This window comes from Vogesella oryzagri (genome assembly GCF_040148885.1).
GTDB classification, from domain to species: domain Bacteria; phylum Pseudomonadota; class Gammaproteobacteria; order Burkholderiales; family Chromobacteriaceae; genus Vogesella; species Vogesella oryzagri.
On sequence record NZ_JBEFLD010000002.1, the window covers coordinates 297,744 to 318,449 of the forward strand.

Consider the following 20,706-nt stretch of genomic DNA (forward strand, 5'->3'; position numbering starts at 1 on the left):
CGCCTGCAGATGCGGCCAAACCGGAAAATGAAAAGACAGACGCGACAAGGCCGACCTCGTGGGTCGGCTGTCTGCGTCTGCCGTGGTGCTGGCAAAGGCGAAAGGGGGCGGCCTTGTGGGCCTTTGATCTTTACCGCGGCGGCCAACCTTTCCGGGTCGGACGTTTTGCTGCCGCGGTTGCGCGCTCGGTTTAGACCGGGCCCTGGGCGTATACCCGCTCGGTCTTGCTGTGCAGCTTGTTCAGTGCCGCGAGGTAGGCCTTGGCACTGGCGACGATGATGTCGGTATCGGAACCCTGGCCGTTGACGATGCGGCCGTCCTTGGCCAGGCGCACGGTCACTTCGCCCTGCGATTCGGTGCCCTTGGTGATGGCATTGACCGAGTACAGCTCCAGCTCGGCCTCGCTCTTCACCACGCTCTCGATCGCCTTGAACGCGGCATCGACCGGGCCGGAGCCGGTGGACTCGGCACGCTGCTCGTTGCCGTGCTCGACGAACACGATCTGCGCCTGCGGCGCCTCGCCGGTCTCGGTCGCCACTTTCAGCGACACGAACTTGTAGTCTTCCTGCTCGGCGGTGACCAGCTGGTCGGACACCAGCGCGTGCAGGTCTTCGTCGAAGATCTCGCGCTTCTTGTCGGCCAGCTCCTTGAAGCGGGCGAACGCGGCATTCAGTGCCTCTTCGCTGTCCAGCACGATGCCCAGCGCGGTCAGCTTGGTGCGGAACGCGTTGCGACCGGACAGTTTGCCCAGCGTCAGGCGGTTGGCGGTCCAGCCCACCGATTCGGCGGACATGATCTCGTAGGTTTCGCGGTGCTTGAGCACGCCATCCTGGTGGATGCCGGATTCGTGGGCGAAGGCGTTGGCGCCGACGATGGCCTTGTTCGGCTGCACCGGGTAGCCGGTGATGGTCGACACCAGCTTGGACGCCGGCACAATCTGGGTGGCGTCGACGCGGGTTTCCACGTTGAACACGTCCTTGCGGGTACGCACCGCCATCACGATTTCTTCCATCGCGGCGTTGCCGGCGCGCTCGCCGAGGCCGTTGATGGTGCATTCCACCTGTCGCGCACCGCCCAGAACCGCGCCGAGGCTGTTGGCGACCGCCATGCCGAGGTCGTTGTGGCAGTGGGCCGACCACACCACCTTGTCACCACCCGGCGTCTTGGCGATCAGCTCGCGGAAGAAGGTCTCGGTAATCTTCGGCACCGCGTAGCCGACGGTGTCCGGCACGTTGAGCGTGGTAGCGCCGGCCTTGATTACTTCGCCGAAGATGCGGGCGAGGAAGTCGATGTCGGAGCGCAACGCGTCCTCGGCGGAGAACTCGACGTCGTCGGTGTATTCACGCGCCAGCTTCACCGCCTTCACTGCAGCTTCGACCACCTCGTCCGGGGTCATGCGCAGCTTCTTCTCCATGTGGATCGGGCTGGTGGCGATGAAGGTATGAATGCGTTTTTTCGCCGCCGGAGCAACCGCTTCGCCGGCAGCGCGGATATCGCGCTCGTTGGCGCGGGCCAGCGAACAGACGGTGGACTCCTTCACCACCTCGGCGATGGCGCGAATGGCGTCGGCATCACCCGGGCTGGCGGCGGCAAAACCGGCCTCGATCACGTCCACCCCCAGACGCTCCAGCTGGCGGGCGATACGGACTTTTTCTTCCTTGGTCATGGCTGCGCCCGGCGACTGCTCGCCATCACGCAAGGTGGTATCGAAAATGTAAAGACGGTCGCCCATGTCTGGTGATCTCCCATGCACCGAAGCGGCGGCTCCGGTCAGATAGTCGTTGAAATCGAATCTCTTGCCTTGTTGTACGGCGAGCAGCGCCAGCTTGTTCAGCTGCGCCAGCGGCAGACTGCCGCGCTCCCGCCATTTATAGACAGCAGCCCGGGTCACCGGCTCATCGGGAAAGCTGGCCGTCAGTGCCTCCGCGAGCACGCTAGGGCCGCCAAAATCCTCGATTAGACGCTCGATGTCCAATTGCATACTGCTCTCCTGTTTGTCTCTGTAACCACCTTACCGAAAGCGGCGACATTGTGTCAAACAAAAATGTCCAACATACGTGTATCACGCTGAAAAGCTGTTGTCTAAAACATAAATTTAGACATTATGTAGAATTTCAGTCGCAACAAAGGGCGCCCGAAGCGCCCTTGCTGTCACTGCCAGCCGTTTGGCCAGCCATTCGACACCGCTATTCGGCAGCAACCGGCGGCGACTTTCTGCCCATGCCCAGGACCGCCATCACGTAACCGGACAAGGCATAGCAGACAAAGAAGCCGAACAGCACCAGCGGCGGCTCGGACATCAATAACAACAGCCCGACCACCAGCGCCAGCAGCATCACGAACGGCACGCGACGACGCAGGTGAATCTCCTTGAAGCTCCAGAACTTCACGTTGGTGACCATGGTGATGCCGGAAAAGGCGGTAAAGCCCAGCGCGATCCACTTCAGCCCCGGCAGATCGTTGTAGCCGTAGGCATGGCAGATCCACACCAGCCCGGCCACCAGCGCTGCCGCCGCCGGGCTGGGCAGGCCGATGAACCAGCGCTTGTCGGTGGAGCCGATCATGGTGTTGAAGCGCGCCAGCCGCAGCGCTGCACCGGCACAGTGAATGAACGCCACCATCCAGCCCAGCTTGCCCAGGTCCTTCAGCATCCACTCATAGGCCACCAGCGCCGGCGCCACGCCGAAGCTCACCATGTCGGAAAGGCTGTCGAATTCGGCACCGAAGGCGCTCTGGCTATGCGTCAGCCGCGCCACGCGGCCATCCATGCCATCCAGGATCATGGCGATAAAGATCGCCACGGCAGCATGTTCGAAATTCTGGTTCATCGCCTGCACGATGGCATAAAAGCCGGCAAACAATGCGGCCAACGTGAAGGAATTGGGCAGCAGGTAGATGCCCTGGCGGCGCAGGGAAGGTTTGTTCGGGGCCGGATCAATATGCATGGGATAGCCCTGGTCGTTATTGTTGGCAACAGGTTAAGCGGTAGGGCCAAAGGTTGGCCGCAGTCAGCCGTCCATTCTAAAACGGCATGCGATGCGGCAAAAGCCAAACCGTGTTGCGGAATGCAAAAAGCCGGACAATGTCCGGCTTTGGCTAGCTGCTGACTGGTCCAGATTAGTTCTTGGACTGGTCAACCAGCTTGTTCTTGGCGATCCACGGCATCATTGCGCGCAGTTCGGCGCCAACCTTCTCGATCGGATGCTCGGCGTTCAGACGACGACGGGCAGTCATGCTCGGGTAGTTGGTTTTGCCTTCCAGGATGAACATCTTGGCGTATTCGCCGGACTGGATGCGATACAGCGCTTTCTTCATCGCTTCCTTGGTGGCGGAGGTCACCACTTCCGGGCCGGTCACGTACTCGCCATACTCCGCGTTGTTGGAGATGGAGTAGTTCATGTTGGCGATACCGCCTTCGTACATCAGGTCAACGATCAGCTTCAGCTCGTGCAGACACTCGAAGTAGGCCATTTCCGGTGCGTAACCGGCTTCGGTCAGGGTTTCGAAACCGGCTTTCACCAGTTCTACCGCGCCGCCACACAGTACAGCCTGTTCGCCGAACAGGTCGGTCTCGGTTTCTTCGCGGAAGTTGGTTTCGATCACGCCGCCCTTGGTGCCGCCGTTGGCCGCAGCATAGGACAGGGCGATGTCACGGGCCTTGCCGGACTTATCCTGGTACACGGCGATCAGGGTCGGCACGCCGCCACCCTTCACGTACTCGGAACGCACGGTGTGGCCCGGGCCTTTCGGGGCAATCATGATCACGTCCAGGTCGGCACGCGGCACGATCTGGTTGTAGTGAATGTTGAAGCCATGAGCGAACGCCAGCGCAGCGCCCTGCTTGATGTTGGCGGCGATTTCGCGGTTGTACACGTCCGGCTGCGATTCATCCGGCAGCAGAATCATTACCACGTCAGCAGCTTTTACCGCGTCTGCAACTTCTTTCACCTGATGGCCAGCGGCCTCGGCTTTTTTCCACGATGCGCCATCTTTGCGCAGACCGACGATCACGTTAACGCCGGACTCTTTCAGGTTTTGCGCGTGGGCATGGCCTTGCGAGCCGTAACCGATGATGGCGACCTGCTTGCCCTTGATGATGGAGAGGTCAGCGTCTTTGTCGTAGAAAACTTTCATTTTATGTCCCTAGTTGTTCTCGGGCAGCGGGTAGCCGCCCTGGTGATATCAGATCTTCAAAATACGTTCGCCGCGACCAATGCCGGATGCACCGGTACGCACCGTTTCCAGGATCACTGAACGGTCGATCGCCTCGATAAAGGCGTTGAGCTTTTCGCTGGTACCAGTGAGCTCGATGGTGTAGGTCTTTTCCGTCACGTCGATGATGCGACCGCGGAAGATATCCGCCATGCGCTTCATTTCTTCACGGTCCTTGCCGGTGGCACGGACCTTGATCAACATCATCTCGCGTTCGATATGGTCGGACTCGTTGAGGTCAATCACCTTGACCACCTCGATCAGCTTGTTGAGCTGCTTGGTGATCTGTTCGATGACTTCGTCAGACCCGTGGGTGACGATGGTCATCCGTGACAGTGTCGGATCTTCGGTAGTCGACACCGTCAGCGAATCGATATTGTATGCGCGGGCGGAAAAAAGTCCTACTACTCGCGAGAGTGCGCCCGCTTCGTTTTCCAGAAGGATAGAAAGGATGTGTCGCATTCTTACGCCTCAGCACATGTTGCCGTAGTCACGGTTGTTCTCGAACGGAGCAATCTGCAGCTCGCGCATGTGCGGCGGCAAGTCCATCTGGTCCAGGCCTTTGCCGTTCTGGATCATCGGGAACACGTTCTCGGACTGATCGGTACGGAAGTCAAGGAACACCAGACGCTCTTTCAGCGCCGGACTGAAGGCTTCACGCAACACCGGCTCGACATCGGCCGGGTTTTCCACCTTGATGCCGACGTGGCCGTAGGCCTCGGCAATCTTCACGAAATCCGGCAGCGCGTCCATATAGGACTCGGAATAGCGGGTGCCGTAGAAGAACTCCTGCCACTGGCGCACCATGCCCAAGTAGCGGTTGTTCAGCGCCACCACCTTCACTGGGGTGTGGTACTGCTTGGCGGTAGACAGCTCCTGGATGTTCATCTGGATGGAGCCTTCGCCGGTGATGCAGGCCACCTGGGCGTCCGGGTTGGCCAGCTGCGCACCGATGGCGGCCGGCAGGCCAAAACCCATGGTGCCGAGGCCACCGGAGTTCAGCCACTGCTTGGGGCGCTTGAACGGGTAGTACTGCGCCGCCCACATCTGGTGCTGGCCCACATCGGAGGTAATGATGGCATCGCCACCGGTAATCTCGTACAGCTTCTGCACCACGTACTGCGGCTTAATCAGCTCGGTGGACGGGGTGTACAGCAGGCTGTTGTAGCTGCGCCATTCTTCGATCTGCTTCCACCAGCCGGCCAGATGCTGCTCGTTGGTCTTCAGGCCGCTCTGCTTGAACAGGTCGATCATGTCGCGCAGCACGTGTTTCACGTCGCCGACGATGGGCACATCCACCTTCACGCGCTTGGCGATGGAGGACGGGTCCACGTCAATGTGCACGATCTTCTTCGGCTGCGACAGGAAGTGCGACGGGATGCTGATCACGCGGTCGTCAAAACGCGCACCGACGGCAATCAGCACGTCACAGTACTGCATCGCCATATTGGCTTCGTAAGTACCGTGCATGCCCAGCATGCCGAGGAACTGCTGATCCTGGCCCGGATAGGCGCCCAGACCCATCAGGGTGTTGGTACACGGCACGCCCAGCATTTTCACCAGCTCGGTGACTTCGGCCGCGGCATCGCCCTGCACCGCGCCACCGCCGACATAAATGTACGGTCGCTTGGCTTCGGCCAGCAGGTTGACGGCTTTCTTGATCTGGCCGGGATGACCGCGGGTGACCGGCACGTAGGAGCGGATGCTCACGCTTTCCGGGTAATGGAACTCGGCCTTGGCCTGGGTCACATCCTTCGGCACATCCACCACTACCGGACCGGGGCGACCGGTCTTGGCAATGTAGAACGCCTTCTTGATGGTGGACGCCAGTTCGTTGATGTCCTTCACCAGGAAGTTGTGCTTCACGCACGGGCGGGTAATACCCACCATGTCCACTTCCTGGAACGCATCCAGACCGATGGCGGGCGTCGGCACCTGGCCGGAAATCACCACCATCGGAATAGAATCCATGTATGCCGTCGCAATGCCGGTTACCGCATTGGTTGCGCCCGGGCCGGAAGTGACCAGCGCCACGCCCACCTTGTCGCTGGAACGCGAGTAGGCATCAGCTGCATGTACCGCGGCCTGCTCGTGGCGGACCAGTACGTGCTTGAATTCCTGCTGCCGGAAAATTGCGTCATAAATTTCGAGAACCGCGCCGCCGGGGTAGCCGAAAACAAATTCGACCCCTTCTTCCTGCAGGCTGCGAACTACGATCTCCGCGCCCGATATCTGCATCTTTGCCTCTTTATATTCAGGTTATTTTTGTCCCGTGATGAACGAACTTAGCTTAAGACCGAAAGACCGGTCAAGCGCTTTTGTGCAGGTGCAAAAAAGCGGCAAAAACATTCAAAAACAGCCACTTTTACAGGGGTAGGCGGCTTATGCGCGCTTTGGTAACATGCTGTGTTGGCTGCGCCTGCGGCCAACCTTTTCCGATGGTGATCTTCCCCTCATGACTTCCGCTCCCACGCCGGGCCTTGGCCGCCGTTTTGCCAGTCTTTTCTACGAGTTGCTGCTGCTTGCCGCCATTGTGTTCACCACCGCCGCGGTATTCACCCCGCTGCTGGCCTGGAGCAACCATGCGCCGGTAATAGAGTGGTTATATCGCCTTGGCATGGTGGGAGTACTGTTCGGCTATTTTGGCTATTGCTGGGTAAGGAGCGGACAGACCCCGGCGATGAAGACCTGGCGCATCAAGCTGGTGCTGCGCGATGGCAGCCGGCTGGGCTGGCAGCATGCCGCGGTGCGCTTCGTGGTGGCGCTGCTGCTGTTTGTCGGCGTACCCATCCTGTCCTTCCTCGCCTGGCAGCGCGCCAGCGGCGACACCCGTGCCTCGATGTGGATTGCCATGGCGTGGTGGCTGCTGCCGCTGCTGTGGCCACTCACCGACCCGGACCGCCAGTTCCTGCATGACCGTCTGGCCGGCACCCGCCTGATTACTCTGGCCAAGGGCGAGCGCGCCTGATACGGCCAAGCTAGCTGGCTGCGCCATGAAAAAAGCCACCGTTACGGTGGCTTTTTTTGTTGGTCGCTCACGGCAACGCGGCAACCTTGTCACTGCCGGGACCCAGCCACTGCCAGTGCCGCTGCCAGGCACCTACCACCAGATTGGGGTATTCCGCGCGGCCCAGGCTGCCATTGAAGCGCCCCAGTGCGCGGAACAGGTTACCGCCCTCGATATCGATATAGTGGCGCAGGATGGTGCAGCCATAACGCAGGTTGGTGGTGAGGTCGAACAGGTTATGGTTGGCCGCACCGATGCTGTGCACCCAGAACGGCATCACCTGCATCAGCCCGCGCGCGCCCACCGGCGAGATGGCGTACTTGTTGAAGCCGCTTTCCACCTGGATCAACCCCAGCACCAGCTGCGGGTCCAACCCGGCGCGGGTGGCCTCGTACTGCACCGCCGTCAGCAGCCGCTCGCGCATCCATTGGTCCGGGATGCGCGACTGCAGCCGGCGCGACATTTCCGCCAGCCACAGTGGCCCTTCCCGCGGGTTTTCAAACACCAGTCGCGGCGCGTTGACATCAGACACGCTGCGCGACATCGCCGATGCCACGTTGGCCGCCAGTGCCTCTTCCCGTTGCGCACCGGCCCACGCAGGCGTTGCGGCCAACGTGGCAAGCAGCAGGAACAGGCGTAGCGGTTTCATGCTTGCGTTTTAGCCCAGTTTCGCCAGCAGGTGGGCCAGAATCTCGCCGGCTGCCACCGCGGTGGCTTCGCTGTCGCGACGATGCTGGTATTCCACCTTGCCTTCCTTCAGGCCACGGTCGCCGATGGTGACGCGGTGCGGCGCGCCGATCAGCTCCCAGTCGGCGAACATCGCGCCCGGGCGCTCGCCACGGTCATCGATGATCACATCCACGCCCTTGGCCTGCAGTTCGCCGTACAGCTGGTCGGCTGCGGCCTTCACTGCCTCGGAACGGTCGTAGCCTACCGGGCAGATCACCACGTTGAACGGTGCGATGCTGTCCGGCCAGATCATGCCCTTGTCGTCGAAGTTCTGCTCGATGGCGGCGCCCAGAATGCGGGTCACGCCGATGCCGTAGCAGCCCATCTCGAAGTGCTTGGGCTTGCCGTCCTCGTCCAGGAAGGTGGCATCCATGGCCTGGGAGTACTTGGTGCCCAGGTAGAACACGTGGCCCACCTCGATACCGCGCTGGATCGCCAGCTCGCCCTTGCCGTCCGGCGAGGCATCGCCCACCACCACGTTGCGGATGTCAGCCACTTCCGGCTCCACACAGTCGCGCACGAAGTTGGCGCCGGTGTAGTGCTGGTCGTCCTCATTGGCGCCGATCACGAAGTCGGCCATCTTGGCCACGGTGCGGTCGGCAATGATGCGGCCCTTGAAGCCCACCGGGCCCAGCGAGCCGGGGTTGGCGCCGAATGCCTTGTTGATCAGCGCCGGGGTGGCCATGGTCAGCGGCCGCTTGATGCCGGCGATCTTCTCGGCCTTCAACTCGTTCAGCTCATGGTCGCCGCGCACCAGCATCAGCACGGCGGAGCCCTCTTCCTCGCCTTCCACCACCAGCGCCTTCACGGTGGCGGTGATGTCGATGTTCAGGAAGCGCACCAGGTCGGCGATGGTCTTCACGCCCGGGGTGTGCACCTTGGTCAGCGGCTGGCTGGCAGCCGGGCGCTCGCCGGCCGGGGCTACCGCTTCGGCCAGCTCGATGTTGGCCGCGTAGTCGGAAGCCGGGCAGTAGACGATGGCGTCTTCGCCGGTGTCGGCAATCACCTGGAATTCGTGCGAGCGATCACCGCCGATGGCGCCAGTATCGGCCGCCACCGCGCGGTAGGTCAGGCCCAGGCGATCGAAGATGCGGCAGTAGGTAGCGTACATATTGTCGTAGCTCTTGCCGGCATCTTCCGCGCTACGGTCGAAGGAGTAGGCATCCTTCATGGTGAACTCGCGGCCGCGCATCACGCCAAAGCGCGGGCGGCGCTCGTCGCGGAACTTGGTCTGGATCTGGTAGAAGTTCTTCGGCAGCGCGCGGTAGCTGCGCAGCTCGTTGCGGGCGATGTCGGTGACCACTTCCTCGGAAGTCGGCTGGATCACGAAGTCGCGCTCGTGGCGGTCCTTGAAGCGCAGCAGCTCCGGGCCCATGCCGTCGAAACGGCCGGTTTCCTGCCACAGGCCGGCCGGCTGCACCATCGGCATCACGATCTCGATGGCGCCGGCGCGGTTCATTTCCTCGCGCACGATGCTTTCCACCTTGCGCAGCGAGCGCAGGCCCATCGGCATCCAGTTATAGACACCGGCGGCAACTTTACGGATGAAGCCGGCGCGCAACATCAGTTTCTGGCTGACGATGTCGGCATCGGCGGGGGCTTCCTTCAGGGTGGAAATGAAAAACTGCGAGGCGCGCATGAGTTGTCCTTGAAAATTCTGCGAAACAGCGGGGATTGTAGCGGTTTGCCGGGCCGGCGCGAAAGCGTGGCGCCACGAGCGCTCATCCGCCGGGGCGCGCCAAGTCGAAACGCTGCCGAATACTGCTATAGCCATCACCGCCCAACTTGCCAATAACGTCCAGCAGCTGGCTATCCGGCAAGCCGTCGCGCAACACGGCATCGTCCACACTGATGCCCAGCACATCCAGCAGCATCAGCGTGCCGCCCAGCGGGTTATGACCGATCTGCAGCACCTCGCGCAAGCGGCATTCGATACGCGCCGGCGCCGCGGCCACCCCAGGTGCCGCTACCCAACGCCCGCGGCAGGATTCGATACCAACAGCAGTGAATTCACTGTTGCCATAGGGCAGGCTGGCGCAGCTGGCATTCATCTGCACCGCCAGGCCGTGGCTGACAATATTCACCACACAGTCGCCATTGGCGCGCAGATTGCGCAGCGTGTCCTTGTCCTGTCCGTCGCGCGGGTTGACCTGACTCACCAGCAGCACCGGCGGCGCCAGGCTGGCAACGGTAAAGAAAGAATACGGCGCGAGGTTGGCCGCACCGTCCGGGCCGATGCTGCTGAGCCAAGCAATCGGCCACGGCAATACCAGGGCGGTCAGCAGGCGGTACAGCTGCTGGTTATCAAGTTGGTGGCAGGGAAAATCCATGAGCATCTGGCCCCGGTTAGCCGGGCACATCCCGGCACCATCACCATGCCGGCTGGCCGCCGCTCAGGTAAGCCGCGCGTCAGACCGGCGCGCGGTAGCAGTGCTGCAGTGCCTGCTGCAGGCGGGCAGCAAACTCCGGCCCCTGGCGCAGCAGAAAGCTGCGCGACAGATACAGGCCCAGCGGTTTGTCCTGCGCCAGCACCGATTTCACTTTGTGGCCAACCCCGCGCGCGGCGATCAGTTCGTCCATCGCCAGGTTGGCCGCCAGCACGGCATCGGCACGGCCGGCCAGCAGCACGTCCAGCATCTGGTCATGCCCCGGCGGGCTGACGCTGATCTGGTAGCCGTGATCTTCCAGCCACTGGTGCATATTGGAGCCGGCATAGGCACCGACGCGGGCGCGCTGCACGAAGTCGGCATCCAGCGGGTTGAGCGGGTTGTCGCGACGCAGGTACCAGCGCCACTGCTGCGGTGCCGCCGGGCCGAACCACTGCGCCAGCTCGTCGCGCTGCGCATTGCGCGAAGCCGGGAAGTAGCCATCGGCGGCGCCGGTTTCCACCAGCCGCTGCGCCCGCGACCAGGAAATAAAGCGGATACTGGCTTGCAGCCCGCTGCGCGACATGGCGCAGCGTATCGCCTGCAGCGCGATGCCCTTTTGCTGACCATTGTCTGTCTGCATGGCGTAAGGCGCCTGCTGCTGGGTCAGCAGCAACGGTGCGGCCGTGCTGCTGCCGGCGCAACACAGCAACACGCTGCAGGCGGCAATGATTACGCGCAGTGACACCGATGACTCCTTGCATTCAGACAGGCTGTCAGCATACTCAATACAATTAAATAATGAACAATTTTTTATTGAAAAATATCAAATAAAGCCCGGCCAGCTTGCAAGGCGCGGCCGCCAGCCGCCAGCGGTACACCATCTGTGGCAAACCATCTACACAAACGACATAAAGCGCTCCCCGCCACCAGTGGAGCGTGGCAGTTTCCCAGGCACAGGAGTACCCTGCGCGCTCACCTGTGGTCGTTTTTGCAATGCAACATTGCCTTGCCGACAGACTCTCGAATCCATAAATACAAACATCATGCAGGCACACAATAAGCAAGCACTGGCCGGTATTACCCTGGCGGCCATGGGCGTGGTTTACGGCGACATCGGCACCAGCCCGCTCTACACCCTGAAAGAATGTTTCAGCCCCCACCTTGGTCTTGCCGTCAACGAGGCCAACGTACTGGGCATCCTGTCCCTGATCGTCTGGGGGCTGCTACTGATCGTTTCCCTCAAATACCTCAGCTTCGTGCTGCGCGCCGACAACCGCGGCGAAGGCGGCATCCTCACGCTGATGGCGCTGGCGCGCCGCTACGTGGTCGGCCCCAAGGCCTGGCTGCTGGGCATGCTGGGGCTGATGGGCGGCGGCTTCTTCTACGGCGAGGTGGTGATCACTCCCGCCATCTCGGTGCTGTCGGCGGTAGAGGGCCTGGAGGTGATCACCCCGGCGTTCAAGCCCTACGTGCTGCCGATCGCCATCGTGGTGCTGGCCGGGCTGTTCCTGATCCAGAAGCACGGCACCGCCAGCGTCGGCAAGCTGTTCGGCCCGGTGATGATGCTGTGGTTCGGCTCGCTGGCGGCGCTGGGCCTGCATGGCGTGATCAGCAACCCGGCGGTGCTGGCGGCGCTCAACCCGGCCTGGGGGCTGCAGTTCCTGCTGCATCACCAGGCGGTGGGCTTCCTGGCGCTGGGTTCGGTAGTGCTGGCGCTGACCGGGGCCGAGGCGCTGTACGCCGACATGGGCCACTTCGGCGCCAAGCCGATCCGCCTGGCGTGGTTCTGCTTCGTGCTGCCGGCGCTGCTGCTGAACTACTTCGGCCAGGGCGCCGAGATCCTGTCCAACGCGGACGCGCGCGCCAACCCGTTCTTCCACCTGGCGCCACAGTGGGCGCTGCTGCCGCTGGTGATCCTGTCCACCTTCGCCACGGTGATCGCGTCGCAGGCGGTGATTTCCGGCGTGTTCTCGCTGACCCGCCAGGCGGTGCAGCTGGGCTTCCTGCCGCGCATGGAGATCACCCATACCTCGGACCATGAAATCGGCCAGATCTACATCCCGCTGATCAACTGGGGGCTGCTGGTGGCGGTGATTGCCGTGGTGGTGATGTTCCAGAGCTCCAGTGCACTGGCCGGTGCCTACGGCATCGCCGTCACCGGCACCATGGTGATCACCTCCATCCTGGCCTGCTCGGTGGCACTGCGCGGCTGGCACTGGCCGGCGTGGCTGGTGGCGCCGCTGCTGGCGGCCCTGCTGATCATCGACGTGCCGCTGTTTGCGGCCAACGTGGTGAAGATCCTGGCTGGCGGCTGGCTGCCACTCACCATCGGCGTGGCGGCGTTCATGCTGATGAGCACCTGGAAACAGGGCCGCAAGCTGCTGATGGAGCGCCTGAACGAGATGGCCATTCCGCTGGAAGGCTTCATCGAGAACATGGAGACCTACTCGCCGGACCGGGTGCAGGGCACCGCGGTGTTCCTCACCAGTACCACCAACGGCGTACCGCACGCGCTGCTGCACAACCTGAAGCACAACAAGGTGCTGCATGAGCGCGTGGTGCTGATGACCATCCGCAGCGAGGAAGTACCGTACGTGGAGCAGGCGCAGCGCATCCAGATCGAGCGGCTGTCCAACAGCTTCTGGCGCGTGCTGGCCGCCTACGGCTTCAAGGAAACGCCGAACGTGCAGGAAATCCTCGACCTGTGCGAACAGCAGGACCTGCACTTCGAACTGATGGACACCTCGTTCTTCCTGTCGCGTGAAACGCTGATCCAGACCGAGCGCGAAGGTATGGCGCCGTGGCGCGAGAAGCTGTTCGTGTGGATGAGCAAGAACGCGCTGCGCGCCACCGACTTCTTCCAGATTCCGTCCAACCGCGTGGTGGAGATGGGCGCCCAGGTCGAGCTGTAACGGCACTGACCGATGCGGCCAACGTTGGCCGCCAAACAACAAGGGCAAGCCATGCGGCTTGCCCTTGTTGTTGCCCGAGCGTCATGCCGGTAGGCGCTCAGTTCTCCGGCAGCGGCCGCCCGATGCTGGCCGACAAGCGCGCCCAGTCGAAATACGGGCCGGGATCGGTCTTGCGCCCCGGTGCGATGTGCTCGTGGCCGGTAATCGCACTCACCCCGCAGTCGCGCTGCAGCAGCTGTGCCAGCGCCGTCAGCGTGCGGTACTGCGCATGCGTAAACGGCTCGAAATCGCAGCCTTCCAGCTCCACCCCCAGCGCAAAATCGTTGCAACGCTCGCGGCCACGCCATTGCGATGCGCCGGCATGCCAGGCGCGGCGGTTGGTGGGCACGAACTGCAGCAGGCGGCCATCGCGGCGGATGAAGAAGTGGCAGGACACCCGTAGCCCGGTGATGGCGGCGTAGTACGGGTGCTCGTCCGGGTCCAGCGTGTTGCTGAACAGCTCGGCCACGCCATCGCCGCCATACTGGTACGGCGGCAGGCTGATGTTGTGCACCACCAGCAGCGGCGTCGCCGACGCGGCGCCCAAGGCGGGATACGCGTCGCAATTGGGCGACGGCAGCCACTCGGCTTCCTGCACCCAGCCCGACGCATCCAGCGTCAGCGGCAGCGGGCTGTCGTCGCGCTGCCAGCGCAGGCGGGTCAGCAGCAGGCCGTCCGGCGCGGCCAACTCGCACTCGCGGCGGAAGCCGGCCTTGCGGTAGCAGCGCAGCGCGGCATAGTTGCCGCTGGCCGTCTGCACCGTGGCGCTGCGCTCGCCGGCCAGCAGCGCGGTGAGCAGGCGCCCGGCCCAGCCTTCGCCCAGCCGCTCCGGCGCCACCAGGGTGCGCTCGATGTCCACCGCGCCCTCGCCGCTGCGGCTGGCCACCAGCAGGCCACACAGCGTGCCGGCCTCGTCATACGCCGCCAGCACGCTGTGCCGATCGCCGGCGATGGCGGCGACATCCGGCCACAGCCGTGGCAGCGGGTAGCCATCCAGCCAGGCGACCTCCAGCGCATGGGCGGCATCGTGCAGCGCCAGCGCGGCGGCAAGGTTGGCCGCATCGCGCGGCAGCGGGCAAACCTGGAAGGGAACGGTCATCGCGGCATTCCGTCTCAACGGGCAAAGGCGCACTTTACCGCAACACACCGGCGGCGGCACACGCCGGAAGTTGAGCGCCGTCATAGGCCGGCAACAGCGGCTGGGTGATACTGCGGCCAACCTTTATCGCTGGAGACTGCCATGCTCAAGCTCGATTCCCTGTCCGCCGCCGCGCCGTCGTTCGATGCGCCGCTGGAGATGCTCAATGCCTGTCACGACAAGGTGCGCCACTTCTGCGTGCAGCTGGATGCCCTGCCGGACTACATCCAGCTGCATGGCCACAGCCAGGCTGTGGTGAACAGCATTGCCGGCATCGTGCGCTATTTCGAGGTGGCCGGCCCGGCGCACCATCAGGATGAAGAAGACGAGCTGTTTCCGCTGATCATGGCGCGGCAGCCGGATGCGGCGCCCAAGATCGAGCAGCTGCTGGGCGAACACGGCTACCTGCATGCGCGCTGGAACGCCATCCGCGACGACCTCAACGCCTACGCCGCCGGCACCCTGGGCGCGCTCAACGCCAGCGAGATCCACGAATTCACCCGCCTGTACCGCGAGCACGCCGCACGCGAGGAAGCCTGGCTGTTCCCCACCGCCGCGTCGCTGATCAGCGACGCTGAACTGCACGCCGCCGGCCAGCGCATGGCGGCACGCCGCACCACGCCACGCTGACGCGCTACGCCGGCAACTTGCCGGTCATGCAGCGGCACCAGGTCCATGCGGTGCTGGCAAAGCGCGCGGCGGCGCACCACTCCCGGTCCAGCCGCGGCCATGCACCGCTGCGCCGCGCTGGGCATCGGCGGCACAGCTGCTACCATCAGTAGCGGTAGCCGCGAATTTTCACCGGCCGCGGCATCCTACAGAAGCACCTTGGCATGTGCCGCCCCCTGCTGCCTCGCACCGGGGAACAGCGGCGCAATCACGCCTTGTCCTGCGCGCCCGCGCGCCGGAGCACTGAGTCACGGGAGGCACCATGCGCCAGATCACGCTGCCCATGCTGTGCTTGCTGAGCCTGCTGTGGCCGGGTCAGCACGCGCAGGCACAACTGCAGAACGAAACCCTACTGCAGACCCTGCCGCCCGGCTACAAGATCGACTACCGGCTGCAGCAGGAGCAGCTGCTGATGACCGAGATGGTGCCCACGGCACAATCGGCGCAGCACTGGGACGAGATGATCACCACCCAGGTGTTCCAGGGGCTGAAGGTCACCTCCCCGCAGGCGTTCCGCGACATCATGGTCAAGCAATGGGATTTCGCCTGCCCCGGCAGCGGCTACGATGTGGTGGCCGACGGCCGCGAGAACGGCTACCCGTACGCGCTATGGTTCCTGGCCTGCCCCAACAACCCGGCCACCGGCCGCCCGGAAAACACCTGGTTCAAGAGCATCCAGGGCCGCGACAGCTTTTACGTGATCCAGAAAGCGTTCAAGTTCTCGCCCAGCAAGGCGCAGCTGTTGCCGTGGCTGCAGTATCTGCGCAGCGTGCAGCTGTGCGACAGCCGCCAGCCGGCCAGCCCGTGCCCGAAAACCGGCAACTAGCGTCAGCTGCCGCCGGCAACAAAAAAGCTCCCCGCGGGGAGCTTGTTGCCTGGTGCCAGCCGGCTCAGGCGGTGAGCTGCAGCAGCTCGGCAAACGCCTTTTCGAACAGCACCAGACCGTCCTGCTGCAACTGCTCGCCCACGGCGTCGAAATCCACCCCCGCGGCCTGCGCGGCAGCCAACGTTGCCGCGGCGGCGTCCACCTGCTGCGTCAGCGTGGCGGCAGCTTGGCCATGGTCGCGGAACAGCGCCAGCGTGGCATCCGGCACCGTGTTGACGGTTTCGTCGCCGATCAGGCTTTCCACGTACAGCACGTCGGAATAGGCCTTGTTCTTGGTGCCGGTGGATGCCCACAGCAGGAACTGTGCGCGGGCGCCGGCGGCTTTCAGCGCGGCGAACTCGGCGCCGTGGAAACGCGCCAGATAGCGCTGGTACGCCACGCGCGACAGCGCCACTGCCACCTTGCCCTGCAGCTCGGCCGGCAGCTGCGCATCCAGCAGGCTGTCCACCCGCGACAGGAAGAAACTGGCCACCGCCTTGATCTGCCCCAGCGGCTGGCCGGCGGCATGGCGCGCGGTGAGGCCGGCGATGTAGGCATCCCACACCGCTTCCACCTGGCGCAGCGAGAACAGCAGGGTGATGTTGACGTTGACACCCTCGGCGGTCAGCTGGCGGAAGGCGACAATGCCCTCGGCGGTGGCCGGGATCTTGATCATGGCGTTGGGGCGGTCGATGGCCGCCCACAGCCGGCGCGCGGCGGCCAGGGTGCCGGCCTCGTCACGCGACAATTCCGGCGATACTTCCAGCGACACATAGCCATCGCCGCCGCCGGTGGCGCGGTACTGCGCCAGGTTCAGATCACAGGCGGCCTGGATGTCGGCAATCACCAGCGTTTCGTAGCGCTGTTCGGCGCTCAGTGCCGGGTTGGCTTTCAGCTGCGCCAGCTCGTCGCGGTAGCGCGGGTCGGTGCTGATCGCCTTGTGAAAAATGGCCGGGTTGGAGGTCACCCCGGCAATGCCGTCTTCTTCGAGCAGACGGGCCAGCTCACCGGAGGCCAGCAGTTCACGGGACAGGTTGTCCAGCCAGATGCGCTGGCCGAACGGGCGGATGGCTTGCAGTCGATTCATGTGTGCTACTCGGGCAAAGGCTGGAAACATGGCGTGCATGACGCCGGAAAGTCTTGGGCACCTCGAAAAACGCCAGCTTTCGTTGCGATACTGCGTTGCTCACGAAAAATTTCTCCTTACATATCAAATATATGCTGCGTCGAAATTTTCCGTTCGCGCCTTGTCTCGCTTAGAAACCAGGGTTTTCCGAAGCGCCCCTTTGTCGGACAAGGCATCCTAACCCGATGCTGCGCTGAAGCAAAGCCACTACACGGCTGGCGCGGCATCGGCAAAATCGAATACCAGCGCGGCGGCCAGCAACGGCTGCACGCTGGCGACAAACTGCTGGTGCGCCGGGTGTACCAGGTAGACATCGCGCTCGGCCGGGCCGGCAAACTGCAACAGCCAGGCGTGACTGTAACCCTGCGCCAGCCCTTCCACGCTGATGTCGGGGCCGTGACAGAAGTCGCGGACCACCCCGGTGGCCGCCACCAGCGCGGCAAAGTCGGCTTCGACGGCGGCAATGGCGGCGGCGTCGATATGGTCATGAAAGCGGAACAACACGATGTGATGCAGCATGGTGAGCCTCCGGTAACAGCGCCAAAAAGACAAAAGGTTGGCCGCGGCCAACCTTTTGAGTATCGCTCATCTCGCGTCAGGCCACCTGCTCGGGGCTGAACACCACGCTGAACTCGCTGCCCTTCTCCGGCTCGCTGCGCACTTCCAGCTTGCCATGGTGCCGCATCAGCACATGCTTGACGATGGCGAGGCCGAGGCCGGTGCCGCCGTTGCTGCGCGAACGACCGCGATCGACGCGGTAGAAGCGCTCGGTCAGCCGTGGCAGGTGCTCCGGCGGAATGCCGATGCCGGTATCCGCCACCGAAAACGCGGCGCGGCCATCATCCAGCTCGCGCCAGCGCAGGGTGATGCTGCCGCCTTCCGGCGTGTAGCGCACCGCGTTGGACACCAGGTTGCCAAAGGCGGAGTGCAGCTCCTGCTGGTTGCCCAGCAGATTGTGCGCACTGTCGCGCTGCAACTCGATGCGGTGCCGCCCCTGCGACAGGCCTTCGGCCTCCACCAGCAAGGTATCCAGCATGGCGCCCATGTCCACCGTGTCCGGCGCCACGCCGTGCGGACTGTTTTCGATGCGCGACAGCGTCAGCAGATCTTCCACCAGGCTCTGCATGCGCCGCGACTGCTCCAGCATCATCGGCAGGAACTGGCGCAAGGTGGCATCGTCCACCGCCGGCATATCGGACAGCGTTTCCAGAAAGCCGCCCACCACCGTCAGCGGCGTGCGCAGCTCGTGCGATACGTTGGCGACAAAGTCGCGGTGCACGGTCTGCACCCGTTCCAGCTGGGTGATGTCGCGCGTCAGCAGCAGCTTGCGCTTGATGTCGAACGGCACCAGCTGGATCGACAACACCAGCTCCGGGCCATTGCCGGTGCTGCGCAGGATCAGCGGCTGGCTGTAGCGCTGCTCGGCCATGTAATCGTGGAATTCCGGCTCGCGCACCAGGTTCAGGATCTGGCTGCCGACATCCTTGCGGCGGTCCAGCCCCAGGTGATCCACCGCCATCGGGTTGATCCACTCGATGCGGTCGTATTCGTCCAGCACCACCACGCCATCCGGCATCGCCTCGCTGGCGTTGATGAAGCGGTCCAGCACGATGGCTAGCCGGCGCTTGCTCTGCTTCTGCCGCCGCGCCTGGCGGTACAGCGCCATGAACACGGTGTTCCACGGCCCGAAGCCATCCGGCACCCGCCGCGGCGCCGGGCGTTCCAGCCAGCGCAGCAGCTGCCCCAGGTGATACAGGTGAAAACCCAGCCACGACACCAGCAGGCCCAGCATCAGCGCCAGCCCGGTCAGTTCGCCCCACACCAGCCCGCTGATCAGCGAGATGACGGCGATGACCACCAGGGTCACCAGCCGCACGACAAGAAATTCGGCCAAGACTTACCCCTGCGCCGAGAAGCGGTAACCGGTGCCGCGCACGGTCTGGATCAGCGCATCGTGACCGGTGCCTTCCAGCGCGCTGCGCAGGCGGCGGATGTGCACGTCCACGGTACGTTCTTCCACGAACACGTGGTCGCCCCACACCTGGTCCAGCAGCTGGGTGCGCGAGTGCACGCGCTCGGCGTGGGTCATGAAGAAATGCAGCAGGCGGAACTCGGTGGGGCCGAGGTCGATGGTGTCGCCGTTGCCCTGCACGCGGTGGGTCACCGGGTCCAGCCGCAGGCCTTTCACCTCCACCGCGTCGTCGGTCATCTGCGGCGCGCGGCGGCGCAGCACCGCCTTGATGCGCGCCAGCAGCTCGCGCGGCGAGAACGGCTTGGTGATGTAGTCATCGGCGCCGGCATCCAGCCCCTGCACCTTGTCCTGTTCGTCGGAGCGGGCGGTAAGCATGATGATGGGAATCTGGCGCGTGCGCTCGTCGGCGCGCAGCTTGCGCGCGATTTCCACCCCGGAAGCGCCCGGCAGCATCCAGTCCAGCAGCACCAGGTCCGGCAGTGCGTTCTTGACCAGTGTCAGTGCCACCTCTGCGGTGCTGGCGCGCAGCACGTGGTGCCCGGCCTGAACCAGGTTGAAAGCAATCAGTTCCTGAATCGCCGGCTCGTCTTCGACAAGCAGAATATTGGCTGGCATGCGCGTAAATCCTCCCGGTAGCAATTATGGCAAGGATAGAAAGCAGCCGTTACAGAAATATGACACTTCACCTTGTCGCGCCATTTATTACACCGCCGCGGGCGATAGCAGCCATGGCGGCCGGCTCAGGCAGGGCGACAGACAAAAAAATGGCCTGTCCGGTAAGGGACAGGCCAGAAGAGGTCAGCTGCCGGCGCCAGGCGCCAACAACCATAAAGACCAGGGACAAAGAGATCACCAGAACAGTTCAAAGATGCTCAGGGACATGAGCACCCTCACAACAGATCCAGAAGTCGAAGCACTCGGGCGCGGACCCTACTGCTTCAACACGAGGCGAATTTTACGGAGGATAATCGGTCAGGTTAATAGTGAATCGAAGGTTTTTCGGCCTCGTCACTTTGTATACAATCTATTTTCGCATACTTCGCTTTGGAATCGAAAACATGGACAAGTTCGACCGCAAAATCCTTGCTGCGCTGCACGAAAACGGCCGTCTGAGCTTTGCAGAACTTGCCCGCCGGGTAAACCTTTCTGCGCCGGCAGTGGCCGATAGAGTGGAAAAACTGGAACGAAGCGGCGTTATCAGCGGTTATCGCGCAATCATCAACCCCGACAAGCTGGGTTACCCGATCCAGTGCCTGATCGAACTGACGGTGAAAAACCTGGAGTACTACGGCGTGGTGGAAACCCTGAAACGCATGCCGGAAATCACCGCCTGCGACTCCATCACCGGCAGCAGCGGGCTGATGATCCGCGTGGCGGTGGACGACATGAGCACGCTGCAGGCGGTCATCGCCCGCCTGATGCAGTACGGCGATACCAAGACCTCGATGGTAATCGACCAGCCGGTACCGCCGCGCATGCCGGCGCTGCGCGACGACGACTAGCCGTAATCGCGCCACTACAGCCACCGCCCCTACTGTTGCCAGGGGATTTCGCCACGTTGGCGCCGCATTACAGCCCGGCCGCCGTTACGGGCGGCCACTCAGGTGGCGAACGCCTTGCGGCCGCCGCGTCAACACGGTTGCGGCCAACCTTGTCCCGCCACGCGCA

The 20,706-nt window shown here is 63.4% G+C and carries 19 protein-coding genes and 1 pseudogene; 5 read left to right on the top strand and 15 right to left on the bottom strand.

Translation table 11 applies throughout. From position 1 onward, the window contains the following. Positions 1-190: 190 nt before the first annotated feature. The 5 genes from ABNW52_RS04160 to ilvB form a co-directional block, all read right to left on the bottom strand. Positions 191-1,981: a 2-isopropylmalate synthase gene (locus tag ABNW52_RS04160; protein WP_349584420.1), complete on the bottom strand. Its 1,791-nt coding sequence runs from the start codon at positions 1,979-1,981 to the stop codon at positions 191-193. A 205-nt stretch (positions 1,982-2,186) separates the two neighbouring features. Next, positions 2,187-2,945, bottom strand: coding sequence for a CDP-diacylglycerol--serine O-phosphatidyltransferase (gene pssA, locus ABNW52_RS04165; protein WP_349584423.1), 759 nt, complete (start codon positions 2,943-2,945; stop codon positions 2,187-2,189). A gap of 172 nt (positions 2,946-3,117) precedes the next feature. Then, positions 3,118-4,134 carry a ketol-acid reductoisomerase gene (gene ilvC, locus ABNW52_RS04170; protein ID WP_349584426.1) on the bottom strand — a complete coding sequence of 339 codons (1,017 nt, stop codon included), beginning with the start codon at positions 4,132-4,134 and terminating at the stop codon, positions 3,118-3,120. A gap of 48 nt (positions 4,135-4,182) precedes the next feature. Then, the gene (ilvN, locus tag ABNW52_RS04175; RefSeq protein ID WP_088966057.1) at positions 4,183-4,674 is read right to left on the bottom strand and encodes an acetolactate synthase small subunit; all 492 of its coding nucleotides are present in this window, start codon (positions 4,672-4,674) and stop codon (positions 4,183-4,185) included. Positions 4,675-4,683: 9 nt separating this feature from the next. Continuing rightward, positions 4,684-6,450, bottom strand: a complete 1,767-nt coding sequence (ilvB, locus tag ABNW52_RS04180; RefSeq protein WP_349584430.1) for a biosynthetic-type acetolactate synthase large subunit — start codon at positions 6,448-6,450, stop codon at positions 4,684-4,686. Positions 6,451-6,667: 217 nt separating this feature from the next. Between ilvB and ABNW52_RS04185 the strand changes: the two genes are divergently transcribed. Continuing rightward, positions 6,668-7,180, top strand: coding sequence for an RDD family protein (locus ABNW52_RS04185; RefSeq protein ID WP_349584433.1), 513 nt, complete (start codon positions 6,668-6,670; stop codon positions 7,178-7,180). A 67-nt stretch (positions 7,181-7,247) separates the two neighbouring features. On the opposite strand, the gene ABNW52_RS04190 is transcribed toward ABNW52_RS04185, so the two are convergent. The 4 genes from ABNW52_RS04190 to ABNW52_RS04205 all read right to left on the bottom strand — a co-directional run bounded on the left by ABNW52_RS04190 (position 7,248) and on the right by ABNW52_RS04205 (position 11,062). Continuing rightward, a complete protein-coding gene (locus ABNW52_RS04190; RefSeq protein ID WP_349584436.1) occupies positions 7,248-7,868 on the bottom strand; it encodes a lytic transglycosylase domain-containing protein in 621 nt (206 codons plus the stop codon). Positions 7,869-7,877: 9 nt separating this feature from the next. Then, positions 7,878-9,587 carry a proline--tRNA ligase gene (locus ABNW52_RS04195; RefSeq protein WP_349584439.1) on the bottom strand — a complete coding sequence of 570 codons (1,710 nt, stop codon included), beginning with the start codon at positions 9,585-9,587 and terminating at the stop codon, positions 7,878-7,880. Between the two features lie 82 nt (positions 9,588-9,669). Then, the gene (locus ABNW52_RS04200) at positions 9,670-10,278 is read right to left on the bottom strand and encodes a flavin reductase family protein (protein WP_349584442.1); all 609 of its coding nucleotides are present in this window, start codon (positions 10,276-10,278) and stop codon (positions 9,670-9,672) included. A 79-nt stretch (positions 10,279-10,357) separates the two neighbouring features. Continuing rightward, entirely contained in the window at positions 10,358-11,062 is a 705-nt protein-coding gene (locus tag ABNW52_RS04205; RefSeq protein WP_349584445.1) for a substrate-binding periplasmic protein, read from the bottom strand. A 298-nt stretch (positions 11,063-11,360) separates the two neighbouring features. On the opposite strand from ABNW52_RS04205, the gene kup reads away from it, so the two are divergent. Further along, positions 11,361-13,229 carry a low affinity potassium transporter Kup gene (gene kup, locus ABNW52_RS04210; RefSeq protein WP_349584447.1) on the top strand — a complete coding sequence of 623 codons (1,869 nt, stop codon included), beginning with the start codon at positions 11,361-11,363 and terminating at the stop codon, positions 13,227-13,229. A 97-nt stretch (positions 13,230-13,326) separates the two neighbouring features. Here kup and ampD read toward each other — a convergent pair whose 3' ends face one another. After that, entirely contained in the window at positions 13,327-13,890 is a 564-nt protein-coding gene (ampD, locus tag ABNW52_RS18535; RefSeq protein ID WP_386107095.1) for a 1,6-anhydro-N-acetylmuramyl-L-alanine amidase AmpD, read from the bottom strand. Positions 13,891-13,983: 93 nt separating this feature from the next. Continuing rightward, positions 13,984-14,451: pseudogene (locus ABNW52_RS18540) on the bottom strand (GNAT family N-acetyltransferase); the annotation flags it as partial. 57 nt (positions 14,452-14,508) lie between these two features. Here ABNW52_RS18540 and ABNW52_RS04220 point away from each other — a divergent pair. Together ABNW52_RS04220 and ABNW52_RS04225 are read left to right on the top strand one after the other, a co-directional pair. Continuing rightward, positions 14,509-15,036: a hemerythrin domain-containing protein gene (locus ABNW52_RS04220; RefSeq protein WP_349584452.1), complete on the top strand. Its 528-nt coding sequence runs from the start codon at positions 14,509-14,511 to the stop codon at positions 15,034-15,036. A gap of 301 nt (positions 15,037-15,337) precedes the next feature. Next, a complete protein-coding gene (locus tag ABNW52_RS04225; RefSeq protein ID WP_349584455.1) occupies positions 15,338-15,901 on the top strand; it encodes a hypothetical protein in 564 nt (187 codons plus the stop codon). Positions 15,902-15,965: 64 nt separating this feature from the next. On the opposite strand, the gene tal is transcribed toward ABNW52_RS04225, so the two are convergent. From tal to phoB, 4 genes are all read right to left on the bottom strand, one after another. After that, the gene (gene tal / locus ABNW52_RS04230; RefSeq protein ID WP_349584457.1) at positions 15,966-17,027 is read right to left on the bottom strand and encodes a transaldolase; all 1,062 of its coding nucleotides are present in this window, start codon (positions 17,025-17,027) and stop codon (positions 15,966-15,968) included. A gap of 246 nt (positions 17,028-17,273) precedes the next feature. After that, on the bottom strand, positions 17,274-17,585 hold the full coding sequence (locus tag ABNW52_RS04235) for a Dabb family protein (RefSeq protein ID WP_349584460.1): 312 nt from the start codon (positions 17,583-17,585) through the stop codon (positions 17,274-17,276). Positions 17,586-17,661: 76 nt separating this feature from the next. Next, positions 17,662-18,960: a phosphate regulon sensor histidine kinase PhoR gene (gene phoR / locus ABNW52_RS04240; protein ID WP_349584463.1), complete on the bottom strand. Its 1,299-nt coding sequence runs from the start codon at positions 18,958-18,960 to the stop codon at positions 17,662-17,664. A 3-nt stretch (positions 18,961-18,963) separates the two neighbouring features. After that, positions 18,964-19,653, bottom strand: a complete 690-nt coding sequence (phoB, locus tag ABNW52_RS04245) for a phosphate regulon transcriptional regulator PhoB (RefSeq protein WP_174872934.1) — start codon at positions 19,651-19,653, stop codon at positions 18,964-18,966. A 443-nt stretch (positions 19,654-20,096) separates the two neighbouring features. Here phoB and ABNW52_RS04250 point away from each other — a divergent pair, with 443 nt between their 5' ends. After that, positions 20,097-20,540, top strand: a complete 444-nt coding sequence (locus ABNW52_RS04250; protein WP_349584466.1) for an Lrp/AsnC family transcriptional regulator — start codon at positions 20,097-20,099, stop codon at positions 20,538-20,540. The last annotated feature ends 166 nt before the right edge of the window (positions 20,541-20,706 follow it).

Excerpts from the sequence above, each read along its gene's own strand:
- ilvB (WP_349584430.1), bottom strand. The coding sequence starts at position 6,450 with ATGCAGATATCGGGCGCGGAGATCGTAGTTCGCAGCCTGCAGGAAGAA.
- ABNW52_RS04250 (WP_349584466.1), top strand. The coding sequence starts at position 20,097 with ATGGACAAGTTCGACCGCAAAATCCTTGCTGCGCTGCACGAAAACGGC.
- ABNW52_RS04185 (WP_349584433.1), top strand. The coding sequence starts at position 6,668 with ATGACTTCCGCTCCCACGCCGGGCCTTGGCCGCCGTTTTGCCAGTCTT.
- ilvC (WP_349584426.1), bottom strand. The coding sequence starts at position 4,134 with ATGAAAGTTTTCTACGACAAAGACGCTGACCTCTCCATCATCAAGGGC.
- ABNW52_RS04190 (WP_349584436.1), bottom strand. The coding sequence starts at position 7,868 with ATGAAACCGCTACGCCTGTTCCTGCTGCTTGCCACGTTGGCCGCAACG.
- kup (WP_349584447.1), top strand. The coding sequence starts at position 11,361 with ATGCAGGCACACAATAAGCAAGCACTGGCCGGTATTACCCTGGCGGCC.
- ilvN (WP_088966057.1), bottom strand. The coding sequence starts at position 4,674 with ATGCGACACATCCTTTCTATCCTTCTGGAAAACGAAGCGGGCGCACTC.
- ABNW52_RS04225 (WP_349584455.1), top strand. The coding sequence starts at position 15,338 with ATGCGCCAGATCACGCTGCCCATGCTGTGCTTGCTGAGCCTGCTGTGG.
- ABNW52_RS04220 (WP_349584452.1), top strand. The coding sequence starts at position 14,509 with ATGCTCAAGCTCGATTCCCTGTCCGCCGCCGCGCCGTCGTTCGATGCG.
- ABNW52_RS04195 (WP_349584439.1), bottom strand. The coding sequence starts at position 9,587 with ATGCGCGCCTCGCAGTTTTTCATTTCCACCCTGAAGGAAGCCCCCGCC.
- phoB (WP_174872934.1), bottom strand. The coding sequence starts at position 19,653 with ATGCCAGCCAATATTCTGCTTGTCGAAGACGAGCCGGCGATTCAGGAA.
- ABNW52_RS04160 (WP_349584420.1), bottom strand. The coding sequence starts at position 1,981 with ATGCAATTGGACATCGAGCGTCTAATCGAGGATTTTGGCGGCCCTAGC.
- tal (WP_349584457.1), bottom strand. The coding sequence starts at position 17,027 with ATGAATCGACTGCAAGCCATCCGCCCGTTCGGCCAGCGCATCTGGCTG.
- pssA (WP_349584423.1), bottom strand. The coding sequence starts at position 2,945 with ATGCATATTGATCCGGCCCCGAACAAACCTTCCCTGCGCCGCCAGGGC.
- ABNW52_RS04200 (WP_349584442.1), bottom strand. The coding sequence starts at position 10,278 with ATGGATTTTCCCTGCCACCAACTTGATAACCAGCAGCTGTACCGCCTG.
- ABNW52_RS04235 (WP_349584460.1), bottom strand. The coding sequence starts at position 17,585 with ATGCTGCATCACATCGTGTTGTTCCGCTTTCATGACCATATCGACGCC.